Here is a 17,983-nt window from a genome sequence, read left to right as displayed (position 1 = left end):
CCCGGGGGGGCCTCGGGGGGAAGAATGTGTCCCGCCGTTTCATTTCCGCGAGGACCCCGCCATGCGCGTCATCAACTTCAACCCTGGCCCCGCCGGCCTGCCCCTGCCCGCCCTGGAGCGCGCCCGGGACGAGCTGCTCGACTTCCAGGGCTCCGGCATGTCCGTGATGGAGCACAGCCACCGGGGCAAGGAATACGAGGCCGTCCACGACGAGGCCATTGCCCTGCTGACCGAGCTGACGGGATTGCCCACCACCCACCAGGTGCTCTTCCTCACCGGCGGCGCGTCGCAGCAGTTCGCGCAGGTGCCGATGAACTTCCTCACCCCCGACACGAGCGCGGACTACCTCATGACGGGCGTGTGGAGCGAGAAGGCGCTCGACGAGGCGAGGTACTACGGCAAGGCCCGCGTCGCGGTGACGACGGTGCAGCCCGACAAGCACTACACGCGGGTGCCGCGCCAGGACGAGCTGAAGCTGGACCCGAAGGCCGCGTACGTCCACCTGACGAGCAACAACACCATCTACGGCACCCAGTGGCACACGGTGCCGGACGTGGGCTCTGTCCCCCTGGTCGCGGACATGAGCTCCGACTTCCTGTGGAAGAAGATGGACCTGTCTCGCTACGGGCTCGTCTACGCCGGAGCGCAGAAGAACCTGGGGCCCTCCGGCGTGACGCTGGTGGTGGCGGCGAAGGACTTCATCGCGCGGGGGCGCAAGGACCTCCCGAAAATCTTCCGCTACTCCATCCACGCGGAGAACAACTCGCTCTACAACACGCCCCCCACGCTGGCCATCTACCTGGTGCGCAACGTGCTCGCGTGGATGAAGAGCGTGGGCGGCCTTGCACAGATTGAAGCGTGGAACCGCCAGAAGGCGGAGCTCCTGTACGGCGCGCTCGACAGGCTCTCCGGCTTCTACCGGGCGCCGGTGGAGCGCGAGTCCCGTTCAGTGATGAACATCGTGTTCCACCTGCCCACGCCGGAGCTGGACGCGGCCTTCGTCGCTGACGCGAAGCAGCAAGGAATGGTGGGGCTGAAGGGGCACCGCACGGCGGGGGGAATCCGGGTTTCCACATACAACGCGGTGACTGTGGAGAATGTGCGCACCCTCGTCACCTTCATGGAACATTTCGTGAAGACCCGCGGGTAGTCTCCGTCGAACTCGCGGAACAACTCATGCTGGAGGGTTTCATGAAAGCCACGCTGTCCGCTGTCGCGCTCTGCCTGCTGTTCGCCGTGCCCGCATTCGCCAAGGAAGTGGCCGGGGTGAACTATCCGGACACCGCGAAGGTGGGCGACAAGGAGCTGAAGCTCAACGGGGTGGGCCTTCGCAAGAAGTTCATCGTCAAGGTCTACACGGTGGGGCTGTACCTGGAGACGCCGTCGAAGGACGCCGCGCAGGTCCTCGCCGCGGACGAAATCAAGCGCGTGCGCATGTACATGCTCCGTGATTTGGACAAGAAGACCATCACCGAGGCCATCGTCGACGGCTTCAAGAAGAACGCGGGCGCGAAGATGCCGGCGCTCCAGGCGCGGCTGGACACCTTCACCGCGGAGATTCCCGACCTGAAGAAGGGCGACGAGCTCATCCTCACGTACACCCCGGGCAAGGGGACGCAGATCCAGAGCAAGAAGGAGGGCGAGAAGATCTCCGTGGAGGGCAAGGACTTCGCGGACGCGCTCTTCTCGGTGTGGCTGGGCAAGGACCCGGTCGATGACGGCCTGAAGGACGGGATGCTCGGCAAGGACTGAGCGAGTCGTCCGTCTCTCAGCGCAGCACCTGGAGGCGCTCCGTGTCCTGGACCAAGGCACGGGGCGCCTTCCGCGTTTTCAGCCCGGCAGGAGGACGCTTGAAATACGTGGATGCGTGGCACGTAGTAGGAAGGTGCCCGGCTGGACGGCGACGCCGGGTCTGATAGCAACCGGCCGGTCAGGAGGACGACATGGGAATTTGCGCGTGGCTGGTGCTGGGCGGTATCGCGGGCTGGATTGCGAGCATCATCAAGGGCACGAACGCGAGGATGGGGTTGGTCGCCAACATCGCGACCGGCATCGTCGGGTCGATGCTGGGCGGCTGGCTGTTCAGTCTGCTGGGAGGCCGGGGCGTGACGGGGTTGAACCTCTACTCGTTGGCGGTGGCCACGGTGGGGGCGGTCATCCTCATCAGCATCGTCCAGGCGATACGCAAATAGCGCCTGGGGCCCTCTCGCCTTCAGAAGAGGCTGAGCTGGGGTGACGGTGGAGGCTTGCGCGGCGGGCGCCGGAAGGTGTCCGGCGCGTCCTCGGTGATGAAGGAGGTGCGCAGGCCGACCTTGCGCGCCGTCGTCTCGAAGAGGCGGTGGATGGTCTCCGCGTAGAGGCCCTCGCCGCGCATGCGGTGCTTGAAGCGGGAGTCGTTGAGCTCCCCACCGCGAATCTCCCGGATGCGGTGCAGGACGCGCTCGGCGCGCAGGGGCAGCCTGGCGCGCAGCCGTTCCTCGAAGACGTCCTTCACGGGGCCGGGCAGGCGCACCAGCGTGAAGTGCGCACGGGTGGCGCCCGCTTCCCGCACGGCGGTGAGCACACGGGAGATGTCCTCGTCGTTGAGCCCCGGAATGATGGGGGCCACGGAGACGGCCACGTTGAGGCCGGCCTCGGAGAGGCGGCGAATCGCGAGCAGCCGCCGTTGGGGCGACGCCGCGTAGGGCTCCATGGCGCGAGCAATCTCCGCGTTGTGGAAGGGCAGGCTGACGCTGACCCAGAGCCGGGCGTCGCGGGAGATGCGCTGGAGCACGTCGAGGTCCCGCTCGATGAGCACGCCCTTGGTGATGATGCCCACGGGGTTGCGGTACTCGGCGCAGACCTCCAGGCAGGCGCGGGTGAGGCGCATGGAGGCCTCGAGCGGCTGGTAGCAGTCGGTGACGCCGCTGAAGACGACCGTCTCTCCCCTCCAGGACGGGCGCTCGAAGTGCTCTCGCAGCAGCTCCGGGGCGCGGGGCTTCACGACGAGCTTCGTCTCGAAGTCCGTGCCCGCGCCGAAGTCGAGGTACTGGTGCGTGGGCCGTGCGTAGCAGTACGCGCAGGCGTGGAGGCAGCCGCGATAGGGATTGACGCTCCAGCTGAACCCCACGTCGGGGCTGTCGTTGTGCGAGACGACCTGTTTGCTGTGGTCTTCAAAGACCTCCAGCCGCGACGGAGGAATCTCGTCGAGGTACTCCACCTCGGTGCTCGCCCAGGGGTTGGGCGGATTGTCGATGGGGCGCGCCTTCACGCGCCCAGGGTGGGGCTGAAAGCGCGTTCAGTCAAGGGTCCGTCCATCGAACGGATTTTTTCTGCCCGGGTTGAGGTGAAATGCGCCCTGGGTTCGTTTCCTGGGGGCAGCGTCAACGTCAAGCAGGAGCTCTCGAGCATGAAGTCTTTTGGAATGAAGCCGCTTCTGACAGTGCTGTCAGTGCTGGTGGTCTCCCTCGTGGGATGCGGGGTTCCGGAGGAGGAGTCCCAGGCCTCTACGGGGTCCACGTCCCAGGCACTGACCGGTCCTTATGACCCCTGGGTGGCCCGCCACGCGCTCACCGCCGCCCAATATCAGACGGAATTCAATACGTGGACCGGGCAAGGCTATCGCCTCTCCTATGTCAGCGGTTACGAAGAAGGAGGCAGTGTCCGCTACGCGGCCATCTGGGAACAGACGAGCGGCCCGGCCTGGCGGGCCTTCCACGGGCTGACCTCCGCGCAGTACCAGACCACCGCCGTCAATCAACAGGCGCAGGGATACCGCCCGGTGGTGGTCAACGGGTACAGCGTCGGCGGTGTCGCCTACTTCGCGGTCATCTTCCATTCGGACGGTGTCGCCGCGTGGGCGGCCCGCCATGACCTGACCGCGGCCCAGTACCAGACGGAGTTCAACACCTGGACCGGGCAGGGCTACCGGCTCGTGCACGTCAGTGGCTACACGTCCGGTGGCGCGGAGCGCTATGCGGCCGTCTGGGAGCAGACCAGCGGGCCGGCCGCGCGGGCCTACCACGGGCTGACCTCGGCCCAATACCAGTCCACGTTCAACACCAATGCGTCCCAGGGCTACCAGCTCGCGAAGGTCAGCAGCTACAACGTGGGCGGCACGGACAAGTACGCGGCCATCTTCCATGCGTCAGCGGGGATTCCCATCGCCGCGCGTCATGGCCTCACCTCCGCCGCGTATCAACAGGCCGCGACGGACCTCAAGAACCAGGGCTATCGCCCCCTCGTGGTGGCGGCGCACAACAACGGGAGCCAGCCCGAGTTCGCGCTCGTCTGGCAGAACCTGACGTTCAGCGCGGCCGACCTGCAGCACATCGACACCACCGTCCAGCAGGCGATGGCCAGCACGAACACCGTCGGCCTGTCGCTGGCCATCACCCGTCGTGGACGGCTCGTGTTCGCCAAGGGCTATGGCCTGGCCGACCAGGGCAGCGGCACCCCGGTCCACTCCTCCCACCGCTTCCGCGTCGCCAGCGTGTCCAAGCCGATGACCTCCATCGGCATCATGAACCTGATTGAAAGCGGCCAGATTCAGCTGACGGACCGCGTCTTCGGCAGGGGCGGATTGCTCGGTGAGACGTTCGGCGCGCAGAGCACCTACCGGGACAGCCGCGTCCTGAACATCACCGTCCAGCAGTTGCTGGAGCACACCGCGGGCGGCTGGGACAACGATGGCGCGGATGGGTCGGGCGACCCCATGTTCATGAACACGGGCATGACGCACGCGCAGCTCATCCAGTGGGTGTTGCAGAACGTGCCGCTCGAGTTCGCGCCGGGGACGACGTACCAGTATTCGAACTTCGGCTACAGCGTCCTCGGTCGCATCATCGAACGCGTCACGGGGATGACCTATGACGCCTATATGCAAAGCCAGGTGTTCACGCCCAGCGGCGCCACCAGCTTCGCCGTCGGGGGCGATACCCTGGCAGCGCGTCTGTCGAACGAGGTCGTCTACTACCAGCTTGGCGCGGGGGCCTTCAATCCGTACGGCATGCCGGTGCGTCGCATGGATGCGCACGGCGGCTGGGTCGTCACGCCCATCGACCTGCTGCGCGTCTCCGTGCGAGCGGATGGGTACTCCACCGTCCCGGACCTGCTGAGCCCAAGCTCCCTCACCACGATGACCACCCGCACGACGGCGCTCGACACCCTGGGCAACCCCGTCAACTACGCCAAGGGCTGGTCGGTGAACAGCCTCCCCAACTGGTGGCACGGAGGCTACGTCCCGGGCACCCTGGCCCTGTTGGTGCGGACCGATGACCGCTATGGGCCCAGCCGCTCCGAGGAATTCACCTGGTCCGCCATGACCAACTCCAACAACCGGGCCGGCTCGGGCACGTCCGACATCAACCTCGACGGCCTGATGTGGAACGTCGTGAACGGCGTCAGCGCCTGGCCCGCGCACGACCTGTTCTAGGCAGGGACTTTCCAGCAGGACTCGTAGGCCCGGCGGGGCTCGCGGGAGCCTCCGCCGGTCCGTTGATGCATCGAGCTGGTTTCTCCGCGCCAACGGGCCGTGCGAGCGAAACACCCGCACGGCCCTCGTCGGAGTTCGTCAGCTCAGTCCGTGAACTCGCAGGACACGCCCACGCCAGTGCCCGCGTACGTGAAGGTCGCGGTGGCGCTGGTGGCGCTCGATGAGGTGAAGCTGAGCGTCGCACCGGAGGCGGTGAAGTTGGCGATGGACCGGTCGACCTGTCCGTTGGTGGTGCAGCTCACCGTGACGACGTTACCGGTGGTGAGACGCAGGGCGCATCCGTTCGCCATGTCGTCGAAGTTCCCGGTGCGGGTGCAGGACTGGGTGGAGGTGCTCATGGTGATGCTGCCCTGCGAGGTGCGATTGCCATTCGCTCGAATCAAGGCCAGCGCGGGAATGACGGTGGAGTTCGAGTAGATATCCGGCATCGACGTGGCGGTGTTGAAGCCGCCGAAGCTGGTGCAGCCGCCATTGGTATGCACGCCCACCACCACCCCGTCGCTCGACAGCACGGCGGAGCCGGACGAGCCATGGTCGGTGTCGATGTCTGCGTAGGCGAGCTGGCCGTCGACGAGCCGGCTCGCGTAGTGGCCCTCGTGGTACTTCTTGCGCAGCCCATTCGGATGCTGGGTGATGCTCAAGATTTGTCCCACGGTGGGGAGCGCGTTGACGGTCCGCATGCTGCCGAAGGTGTTGCCCGCATGGCTGGCGAGCCGGACCACGGCGTAGTCCAGACCTCCCAACTGGACGCGCTCGAGTCCCTCGGCGATCTGCACGGTGGTGGTGGTTCGCAGCGTACTCGTCGGGTCGACCTGGAAGTTGAACACCACGTCGTAGTTCGCCGCGTCCGCCGTGGACGTGAAGCAGTGGCCCGCCGTCAGGAGGATGTTCTCCGCGATGAGCGTGCCGGTGCACTCCGACGCGCCGGTGGCGCGCAGCCGGATGATGCCCACCGCCCGCTGGGTGCGCAGCACGTAGTTGCCCCACGCCCCACCACGGGTGGTGGCCCAGGGTTCGACATCCTCCCAATCCGTGGTGGTGCCGCAGATGGAGCCCTGCTGGATGGTGTGAAGGCCTCCGGCGGGGGCCTCCGACTCCAATCCCTCTCCGCAGCCCATAACCAGGGCGCTCACGGCGAGGGACGCCAGGAACTTCACGGAGAACTGCCTTGTATGCTTGAACATGGAGGGACCTTGAGTTGTTGCGTCTTGGTGGAACGACCTGTGCGTCGCGGGCCCCTGCCTGTCGCGACGCCTTCGCATCATCCACGGATTGCCATTGAATGGGATGTCACATCCACGTCACTTCGTGAGTCCAGGCAGGTGCTCACGGACCGACGAAGTCCATGAGCGCGTCCCGGACGGCGTCGAACGGAGCCATCTCCTTTCGGGCACGACAGAGAATCAACGCGCCTTCAACCGACGCCAGGATGAGCGCCGCGGCGCTGCTCGCCTTCGCGTGAGGCATTCCCGCCACCACCAGGCGCTCTCCGAGCTCACGCTCCCAGGCCACGAAGACGGACGCGGCCCGCGCGCCCAGCTCCGGATGTTCCAGCCGCGCATTGGCCACGGCGGCGATGGCGCACCCGGCCTGGCAGTCGGTCTTCACCAGCACCGTCCTCCACGACTCGAAGAAGCGCCTCACCACCTGCCCCGGCGTCGCCCCCTCGCCATGGCGAAGGAGCGCGAGCACGCGGTCCCCCACCAACGCCGAACTCGTGGACGCGGTTCGCGCGAGCGCGATGGCCCGGCGCTGACGAAACGGGCGGGTAGCGGCACGTTCAACCCCTCCACGGAGAGCTGGCTCAAGCCTGGTTGCTGGAGGTGTCGCGAGCGGATTCCCAGGCGGACAGGCGCTGCCGCTGCCGGGGGACTGGCCAGTCGTGCTCGAAGTCGAAGGGCCGTCGAGCCTGCAGCGTGAGTTCGAGCGCCGCGCGGATTCGGGTCTCCGGTGGGGCCAGGGCTTCCTTCAGCTCATCCAGGCAGGAACCCAGGCTGAATGGATGGCCGTGGCGCCACCTCACCCCACGGTGAAACCGGTGCTGGTGGGTTGCCCACCAGCGATGCCATGGCTCGGGGTCTTGGTCCCATTGCTCGACCTCGACGTCTCCGTCTTCGACCTCCGCCTCCTCCGAGGCCATACGTGCTTGTTGCTTCAGTTGCGCGCCACTGAGCAGCCCAAGCGCCCTGGCCGCGGCTTGAGCGCTGGTGGCCGACTCTAGCGTCAGGTGGGACAGCAGCTCGGTCACCGCGGCGCCCAGGCCGAGCATCCCCATGGCGTCGAGCCCTGCGACAGCGAGTTCAGGACGCCTGCATGCCTGTCGCAAGACAGGCAGTGCCTGTGAGTCACCCGCCAACCCCAGCAACCTCAAGAGAGGAGGCGTCCCCTGTCCCTCGGCGCATCGCTGCCGACAGAGGGGCAGTGCGAGATTCGAACCCAGCATCAGCGCGGCGCGGGCCAAGGGCTCGATTGCATGAGGGGCCTCATGGGAGAGCCTGGATTCGATGGGGGCGAGGGCAGGTCGATGGCGGAGCCGGGCGAGGGCGAGGGCGGCCTCTCTCCTCACGGAGGAGTCTTCGTCGTCGAGGAGCGCGAGAAGTCTGGAGGGCGCGCCTTCTCTCCGGTGTCCCAGGAGTGCCGCGCTCGCGGCCCGCACTTCGGGACGTCCGTCACTCAGGGCGCGGGTACAGAAGTCCGCGAGCCCCGGGTTCGATACGAGGACCAGCGCCTCGGTCCACACGGTCAGCCTGTCTGTGCGGTCCTCCTCACGGGATTGAAGGAGGTCGTCGAAGTCGCATCGCTCGAGCGCAAGTGAGGCCAGGACATGAATCCCCGCCCGGAGCTGCCCTTCGTCTTCCGTGGCCAGGAGTTCGCGAGCACACGCCACCGCCATGTCCCTTGATGCGCGCAGGGCTCCGACCTGGCGTGCGAGGCGCGACTCGAGCTCCTCCGCCTCCATCCAGGAGCAACCAGGGGTGACGAACGAGCGCCTCCGCTGTTCGAGAAGGAAGTCCACCTCCGAAAGGTGCTGCTCCTGAAACTCTCTCAGGAATGCCGCCGCTCCTGGATGCGCCCTCAGGCTCATGCTTTCGCGCCGGGGGCCTTGGGAGTCAGGCGAGGCGCGTGTTGTCACGCAGCACCTCCGTGACTTTCGACAACCCCGCTTCGCTCATCGAGGCGACCTCGACGATGAGCCCACCCCGGGGTGGGTGGTGCGCGTAGATGGCGGCGTCCTCGCGGTCAAGCAGCAGGCAGGAGGGCCCCGCGTGTGCAAGGTGCTCGAACCCCGACTTCAGGGCGATCTGCTTCAGCGACTGGAGCTGCTTCAACTGGGGAGCGCGGCTCTCCTGCTGCCCGGAGAGGGACATCATCATCGTCGTCCGGGCTGGCATGGGCTTCAGGCGCTTGGACAGGAACCCCAGGGAGAACAGCAGGGCCCTGAGGGAGTGGTAGCCCGGGTGGACACGCCCTTCGAACACGGCGTTGCCACCGGTCTCGAACCGGACCACCCAGAAGTCATCCTCACTGGGTGAGTCGAGGTCGAGGTAGTAATCGAAGTAGGGGTCCTTCAATTCCATGGCCACCAGGACGTAGCGAGGCGGCGGACGCCACTCTTCCGACTCGAGGCTTTCGATGAGCGCATCGAGCTCGAAGCTCACGGCGGGGAGTTCCAGGCTCCCCATGTTGCTCCCCATCCTCCGCAAGAAATCCACGTAGTGAGGGGGCAGCTCTCGGCCGACCAGGTCCGCGAAGCGAGCGATTCGCTCATGGGGGGCACCCCGGATGGTGGCTGGGTAGTCCGGGTCGTAGCGGCCCAGGAGCGCGATGAAGTCATCCATCATGAAGCAGCCTCCTCGGGGCAGGGCTTGTGGGGAGGGCAGAGCATGGGCGTCAGATGGATCTGGCAGGTCTCGCAGGATGGCACGACATCACCATGCCGGAACTCCTCGGTGACCTGTCGCGTCTCTTGACCGAGGGTTTTGAAATAGGTGACGCCGACGGTCGTCCGGACCCCCACTTTGCTCTTCTTGTTGGCGCGCTCCACGGCGGCCTCCGGGAAGTAGAACACCTCGGTCATGGCGCCTGGCTTGTGTCCATCCTGATGCGCCTTCTGGATGAGCTTGGGCGCCGCGCAGGCCCCGGGTGGATTCCTGGGGGCTGGCAGCGCCTCCAGGAAGAGCGCCTGCCCGTCTGGAATGAGGCCCATGGAATCCTGGACCTGAGAGAAGTCGACCGGATCGCACACCCCCCAGCGCTTCCTTGCATCGTGCTCATTGAGCAACTCGACGGCCTTCTTGAAGCCGTCCAGCGCCTGGTCATCTCCGGACATGGCGGCGTAGATTTTCTGCCGACACGCGCACACCAGTACTCCGAGCATGTAGCCCCCCTTCTTCTTGAACACTGCCAGGTGGCTCAGCTTGGGCGTCATGCTGATGTGGTCGAGCGTCCCCATCAGCTTCACGGCCAGCGCGGTGCTCTCGGGTCGTTCCAGGATCCGGTGTTCCGCCTTTTCGTGCCCACAGGCCCTGGGACAGCCTGCGCCGACCGGATCATCCCCATAGGCAAAGCCACATTGCCCGTCCTGCATGAAGGCCGTGTTGAATGTATTCCCATTGTGCTGGGTGACGTCCATGAAGCGCACGACACCCTTGCCCTCGAACTTCACGTCGAGGCTGTAGGTGCCCCAGGTCATCTTCCCCTTCGTCTTTGCCGAGACGAGTCCACCCCCCGCCGTGCCTGCTTCGTCTCCCGAACTCGTCCCCAGCTTGGAGGTCTTGAGTGCCACCGGGTTCCCGTCGATGGTGACCGACGTGCTCCCTTCGGCCAGGTCGCTGTTCCTGGCCACGTTCACGTAGGGCACGGGCACCGGCCCACCTGGAGAGGGAGTCTTGCAGACGTCGGGGGCCGCGCAGGTATTGGTTCCACCATCACCCGAATGGACGATGGTCCTCCCATTGGCGAAGACGTCGCTCATATTTCCCTTCCAATGATGCAGGCTCCGACCTGTCCTTCGTCGGAGCAGCCGTAGACGAGCATCCGGGCTTCGGATGCTGGACTCGAGACCTGCTCTCCCAACAGCTGAAGCGCCAACCCGAACTGGACCACGCCAGCGCCAGCGCCTACGTCTCCTTGGGTTTCCGCTAGAAGCATGACGCGTAGCGGCTCGGGCATGAGCGAGGCATTGCGCAGATACGCCCGATTGAACTCATGTCCCCAGAAGGTCTCTCCCGTCTGGCAGGACAGGACCTGCGCGACTCTTTTCCTTTCAGTCGCCGGATGGGTGCGCAGGTAGTGGAACGCCGTCGTGAGTCCTTCCGCCAGGCTGGGCTTGCCACACGTCATGGGGCGGGGCTCCTTCGCGACAGTGGCGGCGAGGACGAGACCTTGCGGGCGCAATCCCCGGTGTCTGGCTGTCGAGGCCCGTGTGAGCAACACGAAGCCTGCTCCTTCCCCGGGGATGATTCCGTCGCGGACCGTCGAACAGCGCAGGCGTCGCCCGCCGAGCAACTGCTTCAATGAGCCTGGATCGCAAAACGAGTCGGCGGCACCCACCAGCACCTGTCGTGCTCGGCCCGCATGCAGCGCCGCCATGGCCCGAGACAGGGCCGCGAAGAAACCTGCCCGTCCCTCGTGGCAGAGCCCGTCTGCCTCCAGATGGAGTCGGTAGGGCGAGGCCACCTGTGCGAGCGCCTCCAACAGGCGTGTTCTCTCGACGTCCACACCACCGACAGAGCCGGAGAGCGCCATGAACAAGGGAAGGGTCTCCCTCTTGTCCAGGGGCACGGCATCGAGGCATTCCTGGAGGGCGGTTGCCGCGAGCGCGACGATGCGGTCCGTGCGAGAACACCGCGTCTCCAACAGTGACAACATCGAGGCCCGGACCGGTTCCCCGGTCGAGTCCAGGACTCCCGTCAGGAAGAAGCGAACCGTGCCGGCCGCCATCTCGACCAGGGTGGTGGGGGCTGTCAGGCCCAGCGGTGTGCAGAGTCCCAGTCCAAGCACCGCCACTGCGTCGGTTCCGGGCGTCACGAGAGTGGCTCCTCCCAGGGCTCCAGCTCTCGAACCACTGTGTACTCGTGCTTGGAGAGCAGTCCATGGACCGGCACCGCCGCACGCCAGATGAGGGTCAGTCCGCGCTCGTCGGGCTCGATATGGACGGCGTCGAGCACCATGGGCCTTCGCTCGACCCTGTCGCGGAAGATGGCCTTGATGACCAACCGATGTCGGGGCAGTGGGAAGGACAGCGGTCCATCTGGCGAGAGGCCTGAGAGCACTACAGGCTCGCCGCCCTTCAACCAGGGAGCGGCGGCGAGTCCATGCGCCGCGGCCAGGAAGAATCGAGGGTCGAAGTCGGCTGGCCAGAGGGGCGCTCGCTGCTCGACCCAGGCCTCGTCATACGTCCCGGCCCAGGCAAGTCTTGGCTGCCAGTATCGCGAGAGCGGTCCGAGCCCCCAGGGTGGCACCTGCTGGCTGAAATGAGTCAGCCGATGCGCTGGGTCCTCGAAGTTCGGGAGGGGCTGTTCCAAAGCCGCTTTGGAGGAGCCATGGAACCCGCGCCCCACCGGATTCCGGGCCTCCATGGGTCCGCCGAAGCTTCGCTCATAGACGAGTGGCAGGGAGTCGAAGGGCAGGGGCACCGAGGGTTGCAAGGTCAGCACTCCTCGCGCCCAGACGCGTTCGCCCAGGACGTGAAGTGTTTTCTGACAGGGTCCAATCCGGGCAGCCACCTGCATTTCCTTCACGGGGCGCCCGCGCGGGGCCCATGCCCGGCCTGAAATGTAGATGTCGGTCGCCGGGCGGTACCAGGTGCTCTGCCCCTCCATTCGCAGGCTGGACGTCTCTGGAGAGTGCCAGTAGCTGTCCACCAGGGGTGGAGGCCCCTGCCTATCACTCCGTGCAGGCGGCGTGTCTGACGCGCGTCCGGCACGAGGCAACTCGAAGTGCCCGGAAACGCAGACGACCAATTGCTCGCATCCTGTCCCATCTAAGGACGGAAACGAAATCGCTCCGAACGACGTAAGGTTCTCGAGCTTGGGCATGAATGGGTACGTTGGCTTGCGCGAACCTCGGGCCATCCTGCGCCGAATCGAAACACCAGACAAGGCGGCCCTGGAGGCCCTCTGCACGGACGATTCGCTCCAGGTGAGCGGAGTCATGGAGTGAGAGTCATTGTTGCCCCAGTCGAGGAATGACTCGGGCTCAATCCAAGCAGAGACAATCATGGTGGCGCCGCGTGCTGTTCCCCGGCATCGCTTGTCTACTTCCCTCGTCGCCCCCGGTAGCGGCGCTCCGCATCCGAAGCCGGCACTTCCGAAGACAATCGTCCCCCATGGGCGCGCCGATTCCATCGACTTCGCGGACGTGTACACGCCGACGTCGGAGATGGGGTGCTCGCTGGGCGTGGGCGCGCGCATCCAGCTCCAGCCGACGCATCCTTCCCTGCCCGCCGGTCACACGGTGGGCGGCATCTTCCGATGCGGTGGAAATGGCGGCGGGTAGCGTCCGCTCGAAGGCGGAGGACTCGGGCGTGCCCTCTCTCCATGGGGCCGCGCCCAGCGTGTAGATTCAAGGGGTTGAGATACCTCGTCGGCTCTGGCGGCGCGGGTCCGAAGAAAATCGTCCGGGTCGCGAATCCGTTCGGAGGGTGCCCGCCTCTTAATGGGTGAGGCAGGGCATTTTCCCCGCCCCCGTCTTCCAGGTGCTCACATGGCCGCCCACCCGTTGCCCGCTGCTCCTGACGCGATGCTGCTCGCGGCCCACGCGGGTGACCGTGACGCGATGCTCCGCCTGCTCCAGGCGCTTCAGCCCAACCTCAGGCGGTACGCGCAGCAGCGCTGCTTCATCAACGACATCGACGACGCGGTCCAGGAGTCGCTGCTCGTGCTGGCCCGCCACCTGGGCTCCGTTCGGAAGCTGGCGTCCCTGTCGGGCTGGCTGTTCCGCATCGTCCAGCGCGAGTGCCGACGCCTGGGGCGGGTGACGCTCAAGCAGGACCCCTACGAGGAGGCGCTGGCCGACCAGTGGATGGGCTCGCACACGTCGGAGTCCGCGCGGGTCGACGTGGCCTCCGCGCTGGAGTCCTTGCCCCCGCACTACCTGGAGGTCGTCCTGCTGCGCGACTTCGAGGAGTTGTCCATTCGCGAAATCTCCGAGCGCCTGGGCGAAGACGTGCCCGCCGTGAAGAGCCGCCTCCATCGGGCTCGCGCCATGGTGCGCGAGTACCTGCTGGCCTGACCTTTCATCCCCGCCTCATCGACATCCGAAGAAGGAGCCCCGTCATGGCCAACCCCATGTCCACCCTCGGCATCATCCACACCGTCGTCAGCCTGCCCCCCCTCATCTTCGGAGGCTGGGCCTTCCTCCGCGACGGCCGCATCGACCCCGGCACCCGCGTGGGCCGGCTGTATCTGTTGAGCATGGTGGCGTCGATTGTCACGTCGTTCGGCCTCTCCAGCACGGGCGGCTTCAACCCCGGCCATGGCCTGGGCCTGCTCGCGCTCGTGCTCATGGCGGTGGGCGTCGCCGCCTCGCGCATGGGTGGGCTCGGCCGCGCCACGCCCTACGTGGAGACGCTGACGTTGTCCGCCAGCTTCATGGTGCTGCTGGTGCCTGGAATCAACGAGACGCTGACGCGCCTGCCCGCGGGCCAGCCCATCGCCAGCAGTCCGGAGTCGCCTCCCGTTCAGGCCGCCTTGCTCGCGCTGGTGGTCTTCTTCCTGCTCGGGGCCACGTACCAGGTGCTGAAGCTGCGGGCGCTCTCGCGAAGGAGCCTCGTGGCCGGCCCGGTGGCGTGACGCATTCGCTCCAGTCCTGCTCGCCAGTTCCATCGGCGCGGCGCTGGAGCCCTCCGCCAGGAGCCGTCAAACCGCCCCGTCACGCGTCGAGGTCCCCTCCTCGTGACGGGGACCTCGCTTGCTCATGCCGCGGACGTCACGGCTTCTTCCGCCAGCGGACGTCAATGCCTTTCACCCAGGCCTCGAAACGGCCGTCGCCCCGGTCCTCGGCGCGGAACACGAGCTCTCCGGCCTCGGCTTCGAAGACGCAGGATTTCGACTGCGGCTGTGCTTCATGCACGTCGAACGTGGCGAGGACGTTGTCCCCCTGCTGCACGACGAGCCGCCCGCACCACTCGTGGGCATGCGCATCCAGCGTGAGCGTCGCTGGATGGGCGAGCATGGCCTTCGCTGACTCGTGGGCGCCCGCGAGCACGAAGAGCATCCCGTCGCGCCGCGTGTGGTTTCCGGTGAGCCGGGTGATGGGGTTCGGCTTTCGGAGAAGGGACAGGCAGTCCAGCTCGGGATGGCCACCCCAATCAATCACCCGCTGGGACGCGACCGTCAGACCTTCCTTGTGCGCGTAGTGCGCGAAGAGGTCCTTGCTCATGAAGTTGCGGATGTTGGGGCTGTCCATCCACTTCCCACACGGGTTGCCGGTGTAGTTCGAGTGGTGGATGAACGCGTGTGCGCCCGGCTCCAGGACGCGGAAGAACTCGCGCAGATAGGCCCGCACCACGTCACTGTCGAAGTGGACCATGGCGTCGAAACAGTAGGTGAGCGTCACCGAACCACTGCGCACCGCTGCGAGGGACGAGCCGTCGTTGACGACATAGGTGATCTTCGAGTCCCGACCCGCGAAGCGGCGACGGCAGAAGTCGATGTTCTCCTTGTTGATGTCCACCACGTGGATCCGCTGCGCGAGGGGCAGCAGGTACTCCGTGTTCCGACCGTGACCGGCCGCGAGGTCCAGGGACGAGGAGAAGTCACACTCTCCGATGACGGGCCAGATGGTGTTCTTCCAGGCGTCCGGCATGAAGCGCTCGACTTCTTCGTAGTACGCGTGCTCCTTCCAGTCGTCTCCAACCTCCTTGGCCAGGACGCTGACTCCTTCTTTCGACATGGGCGTGGTTCTCCCGACGGTTGGATGGCTCGGAGCAGACACAATCCTCTCCGCCACGGCAAGAGAACTCGGCGGATGCGCCAGGCGTGGCGGGTCTCTGGCTGCCTGGCGTGTATCCCCCGGCGACGCCTACGCCTCCAGTCGCTTGCGCAGCGCTCCCAGTCGGCTTCGGCCCACCGGCAGCCGGGTGCCGTCCCGCAGCTCCACCGCGCTGCGTGAGCCCTCCGAGGCGACGAGCTCGCGGATGTCCGTCGCCCGGACGAGATAGGAGCGGTGGATGCGGAGGAAGTCGGCGGGGAGCAACTGCTCGAGCCGCTCCAGGCTCTTCTCGCTCAGTTCGGTGCCACCTCCGCGAAGGACGAGCTCCGCGTAGTCGCCAGCGCCCTGGATGTACGCGACGGAGTCCAGGGGCACGAGGACCACGCCTCCTCCCTTCCTCACCGCGAGGGTGCGCAAGGCCGTGGCCGCGCGGTTTCCCACGCGGGCGAGCGCGACGGCGAGCCGCTCCGGCGTGTAGGGCTTTGGCACGAAGTCCAGCACCCCCAGCTCGAAGGCGCGCAGCGCCTGGTCGGTGTTCGCGGAGACCACCACCGTCTGGAATGCGCCCGCGGCCGCCTCCGCGAGCAGCGCGAAGCCGTCCTCTCCCGAGAGGTTCAGGTCCAGCAGCAGCACGTCCACGGTGCGCTCCGCCAGCAGCGCGCGCGCCTCATCCAGGCTCGCGCACACGCACGGAGGCGGGGTGCCCGGCCCCAACTGCTGCTCGCACAGCCGGGCGAGACGGCGCGCCGCCAGCGGCTCGTCCTCCACGATGAGCATCCTCACGCCGGCACCTCCACCCGCGTCATCCACCCCGCCTCGGTGGGCCCGTCCTCGAGCCGCCACGCACCGGGGAAGGCCTCCTCCAGGCGCGCGCGCAGGTAGCGCGAGCCGGTGCCCTCACCGCCCCCTTGGCGCATGCCCGTGCCCAGGGGGGCGAGGAAGGCGTAGCGCCGCCGCGGCCGGGCGCCCTCGTTGACGAGGCTGCCCTGGAGTCGGAAGGTGTGGGGCGAGACGTAGCGGTTGTGGCTGAAGGCGTTCTCCAGCAGCGTGTGCAGCAGGGCAGGGGGAACGGGGGCCTCCAGGTCCACGCCCTCGGTCTCCAACTGGAAGGCCGTGCCCTGTCGGCAGCCCATGACCTCCAGATGGGCGCGGCACAGCTCCAGCTCGCGAGCGAGCGGAATGGTGCGCTCACCGGAGACGGCGAGCAGGTGCCGGTATGCCGCGCCCAGGGCCTCGATGAACCGCACGGCCTGCGCGGGCTCCGTCTCCACCCACTCACTCAGCGCGCCCAGCGTGTTCATCAGGAAGTGTGGCTGCAGGCTGCGCTTGAGCAACTCCAGTTGCAGGCGCTCCGCGGCGCGCGTGGCGCTTTCGAACCGCTCCTGTTGCCGGCGCTGCTGCCGGGCATGGACCGCCGTGAGGCAGAGCAACAGCCCTCCAAAGGCGAGGAAGAAGCCGCGCTCGGAGAAGCCCCAGGGTTCCAACAGGTAGAGCACCCCTGCGAAACCGAGTCCCGCCAGCGTGCCCAGGGCCCCGCCCGATTCTCCTCTTCGCCACGCGAGCACGGCGAGCGCCGTGGAGACGACGAGCGAGGCGCCGAGCGCGATGCTGCTCTTGCCATCGAAGCCCGGAACGAAGACGAGCGAGAGCAGCCCCAGTCCGAGTCCCAGCCACCGCAGCCAGCGGCGCGGCTCGCCGAAGGCCGCATGCACGGTCGCTGGCAGCAGCGCCGCCACCGCCAGCACGGCCGCCGCCTGCAGTCGCAGCCGCACGGCGTGCTGTGGGTAGGGATAGTTGGCGAGCCCGCGCCACGCCTCCAGCAGGACGAGCGCCGCGGCGGAGAGGCACAGCACGCCGAGCAGCAGCGTGGCGAGCCCGCCGTGAGCAAGCCGCACGCGCGCGAGGTGGTAGAGCCCCATCAGCACCAGCGCGCCCAGCATGCAAAGGGCTGGCACCATGCCGAGCATCCGCGTCTGAGCGAGTGACGCGGCCTCGCCCACCTGCAGTCGGTGGATGGTGCCCACGGGCTGGAAGCCGAGCTGGTGCGCCGAGACGCGCATCGTCAGCACATGAGGGCCCGGCGCGCTGAGGTCGGGCGGAAGCGGGAGCTGGACATCGACGCGTCCCGGTACCTCCTCCGAGGGCGTTCGCCCCACCTGTCCGTTGCGGCCCAGGGGTCTGCCGTCCCACCAGGCCTCCCATGACCCGAGCACCGACAGGGCGAGGGCAGGCGTCGGGGCTCCTTCTTCTCGCGGGGGCACGTCCACCTGCGTGCGCAGCCAATAGGGGCCCGTCCCCTCGCTCACCTGGTCGGCCGCCACCGTGCGCCAGCCCGGTGAATCCGCGGAGAGCGCGACCTCTGGGGGGAGCTCTTCCGTGTTCACCTGCACCAGCCCCTGCCGCGTGGAGGGCAGCGCGGCCGAGGCGGCGAGCGAGAGCGCGAAGCATCCCGTGACGAGGGTGGAGGTCATCATGGGCCTGAGCATACGCAGCCCGGCGAAGTACCACGCGCACTTCAACGACGCCGCGAGACGTTGGGCGACCGGCACCCCACGCGCCGTGCTGGCCAGCGCA

19 protein-coding genes and 1 pseudogene are annotated in these 17,983 nt (G+C 67.1%); 8 read left to right on the top strand and 12 right to left on the bottom strand.

Going from position 1 to position 17,983, the window contains the following annotated elements:
- Window positions 1–61: 61 nt before the first annotated feature.
- From serC to HUW62_RS24945, 3 genes are all read left to right on the top strand, one after another.
- Window positions 62–1,150 (top strand): 3-phosphoserine/phosphohydroxythreonine transaminase, encoded by a 1,089-nt coding sequence (gene serC / locus HUW62_RS24955; protein WP_163862428.1) that lies wholly within the window; start codon window positions 62–64, stop codon window positions 1,148–1,150.
- 41 nt (window positions 1,151–1,191) lie between these two features.
- Window positions 1,192–1,752, top strand: a complete 561-nt coding sequence (locus HUW62_RS24950) for a chalcone isomerase family protein (RefSeq protein ID WP_163862432.1) — start codon at window positions 1,192–1,194, stop codon at window positions 1,750–1,752.
- Between the two features lie 191 nt (window positions 1,753–1,943).
- Window positions 1,944–2,192, top strand: a complete 249-nt coding sequence (locus HUW62_RS24945) for a GlsB/YeaQ/YmgE family stress response membrane protein (RefSeq protein ID WP_163862435.1) — start codon at window positions 1,944–1,946, stop codon at window positions 2,190–2,192.
- A 20-nt stretch (window positions 2,193–2,212) separates the two neighbouring features.
- Here HUW62_RS24945 and HUW62_RS24940 read toward each other — a convergent pair whose 3' ends face one another.
- On the bottom strand, window positions 2,213–3,250 hold the full coding sequence (locus HUW62_RS24940) for a PA0069 family radical SAM protein (RefSeq protein WP_163862438.1): 1,038 nt from the start codon (window positions 3,248–3,250) through the stop codon (window positions 2,213–2,215).
- 153 nt (window positions 3,251–3,403) lie between these two features.
- Here HUW62_RS24940 and HUW62_RS24935 point away from each other — a divergent pair, with 153 nt between their 5' ends.
- Window positions 3,404–5,413 (top strand): serine hydrolase, encoded by a 2,010-nt coding sequence (locus tag HUW62_RS24935; protein WP_255203629.1) that lies wholly within the window; start codon window positions 3,404–3,406, stop codon window positions 5,411–5,413.
- Window positions 5,414–5,556: 143 nt separating this feature from the next.
- Here HUW62_RS24935 and HUW62_RS24930 read toward each other — a convergent pair whose 3' ends face one another.
- The 8 genes and pseudogenes from HUW62_RS24930 to HUW62_RS24895 all read right to left on the bottom strand — a co-directional run bounded on the left by HUW62_RS24930 (window position 5,557) and on the right by HUW62_RS24895 (window position 12,513).
- On the bottom strand, window positions 5,557–6,657 hold the full coding sequence (locus HUW62_RS24930; RefSeq protein ID WP_163862441.1) for a serine protease: 1,101 nt from the start codon (window positions 6,655–6,657) through the stop codon (window positions 5,557–5,559).
- Window positions 6,658–6,799: 142 nt separating this feature from the next.
- On the bottom strand, window positions 6,800–7,165 hold the full coding sequence (locus tag HUW62_RS24925) for a hypothetical protein (RefSeq protein ID WP_176435821.1): 366 nt from the start codon (window positions 7,163–7,165) through the stop codon (window positions 6,800–6,802).
- Window positions 7,166–7,277: 112 nt separating this feature from the next.
- Window positions 7,278–7,748, bottom strand: coding sequence for a hypothetical protein (locus HUW62_RS24920; protein WP_163862444.1), 471 nt, complete (start codon window positions 7,746–7,748; stop codon window positions 7,278–7,280).
- Window positions 7,749–8,003: 255 nt separating this feature from the next.
- Window positions 8,004–8,366 (bottom strand): annotated as a pseudogene (locus HUW62_RS50065) (HEAT repeat domain-containing protein); the annotation flags it as partial.
- A gap of 217 nt (window positions 8,367–8,583) precedes the next feature.
- The gene (locus HUW62_RS24910) at window positions 8,584–9,315 is read right to left on the bottom strand and encodes an SMI1/KNR4 family protein (RefSeq protein WP_163862450.1); all 732 of its coding nucleotides are present in this window, start codon (window positions 9,313–9,315) and stop codon (window positions 8,584–8,586) included.
- On the bottom strand, window positions 9,312–10,448 hold the full coding sequence (locus tag HUW62_RS24905) for a DUF4150 domain-containing protein (RefSeq protein WP_163862453.1): 1,137 nt from the start codon (window positions 10,446–10,448) through the stop codon (window positions 9,312–9,314). Before HUW62_RS24905 ends, HUW62_RS24910 begins: the two co-directional genes overlap by 4 nt.
- On the bottom strand, window positions 10,445–11,503 hold the full coding sequence (locus HUW62_RS24900; protein ID WP_163862456.1) for a beta-ketoacyl synthase N-terminal-like domain-containing protein: 1,059 nt from the start codon (window positions 11,501–11,503) through the stop codon (window positions 10,445–10,447). Before HUW62_RS24900 ends, HUW62_RS24905 begins: the two co-directional genes overlap by 4 nt.
- The gene (locus HUW62_RS24895) at window positions 11,500–12,513 is read right to left on the bottom strand and encodes a DUF2169 domain-containing protein (RefSeq protein ID WP_163862459.1); all 1,014 of its coding nucleotides are present in this window, start codon (window positions 12,511–12,513) and stop codon (window positions 11,500–11,502) included. The genes HUW62_RS24900 and HUW62_RS24895 overlap by 4 nt, the downstream gene beginning before the upstream one ends.
- Between HUW62_RS24895 and HUW62_RS48955 the strand changes: the two genes are divergently transcribed.
- From HUW62_RS48955 to HUW62_RS24880, 4 genes are all read left to right on the top strand, one after another.
- Window positions 12,512–12,637, top strand: a complete 126-nt coding sequence (locus HUW62_RS48955; RefSeq protein ID WP_255203628.1) for a hypothetical protein — start codon at window positions 12,512–12,514, stop codon at window positions 12,635–12,637. The genes HUW62_RS24895 and HUW62_RS48955 overlap by 2 nt on opposite strands.
- A gap of 57 nt (window positions 12,638–12,694) precedes the next feature.
- Complete coding sequence (locus HUW62_RS24890; RefSeq protein ID WP_217911527.1) at window positions 12,695–12,973, top strand: hypothetical protein; 279 nt, start codon at window positions 12,695–12,697, stop codon at window positions 12,971–12,973.
- Between the two features lie 207 nt (window positions 12,974–13,180).
- Window positions 13,181–13,708 carry an RNA polymerase sigma factor gene (locus tag HUW62_RS24885; protein WP_205522553.1) on the top strand — a complete coding sequence of 176 codons (528 nt, stop codon included), beginning with the start codon at window positions 13,181–13,183 and terminating at the stop codon, window positions 13,706–13,708.
- A 44-nt stretch (window positions 13,709–13,752) separates the two neighbouring features.
- Entirely contained in the window at window positions 13,753–14,268 is a 516-nt protein-coding gene (locus HUW62_RS24880; protein ID WP_163862466.1) for a hypothetical protein, read from the top strand.
- 136 nt (window positions 14,269–14,404) lie between these two features.
- On the opposite strand, the gene HUW62_RS24875 is transcribed toward HUW62_RS24880, so the two are convergent.
- From HUW62_RS24875 to HUW62_RS24865, 3 genes are all read right to left on the bottom strand, one after another.
- A complete protein-coding gene (locus tag HUW62_RS24875) occupies window positions 14,405–15,370 on the bottom strand; it encodes a class I SAM-dependent methyltransferase (protein ID WP_163862469.1) in 966 nt (321 codons plus the stop codon).
- Window positions 15,371–15,499: 129 nt separating this feature from the next.
- Complete coding sequence (locus tag HUW62_RS24870; RefSeq protein WP_240356131.1) at window positions 15,500–16,186, bottom strand: LytTR family DNA-binding domain-containing protein; 687 nt, start codon at window positions 16,184–16,186, stop codon at window positions 15,500–15,502.
- Between the two features lie 2 nt (window positions 16,187–16,188).
- Window positions 16,189–17,883, bottom strand: a complete 1,695-nt coding sequence (locus HUW62_RS24865; protein ID WP_176435819.1) for a histidine kinase — start codon at window positions 17,881–17,883, stop codon at window positions 16,189–16,191.
- Window positions 17,884–17,983 lie beyond the last annotated feature (100 nt).

This window comes from Myxococcus sp. AM011, from assembly GCF_013372595.1.
In the GTDB taxonomy this organism is placed as follows: Bacteria; Myxococcota; Myxococcia; order Myxococcales; family Myxococcaceae; genus Myxococcus; species Myxococcus eversor.
The sequence above is the reverse complement of the archived record's forward strand: the minus strand, read 5'-3'. Positions and strand labels throughout refer to the sequence as shown.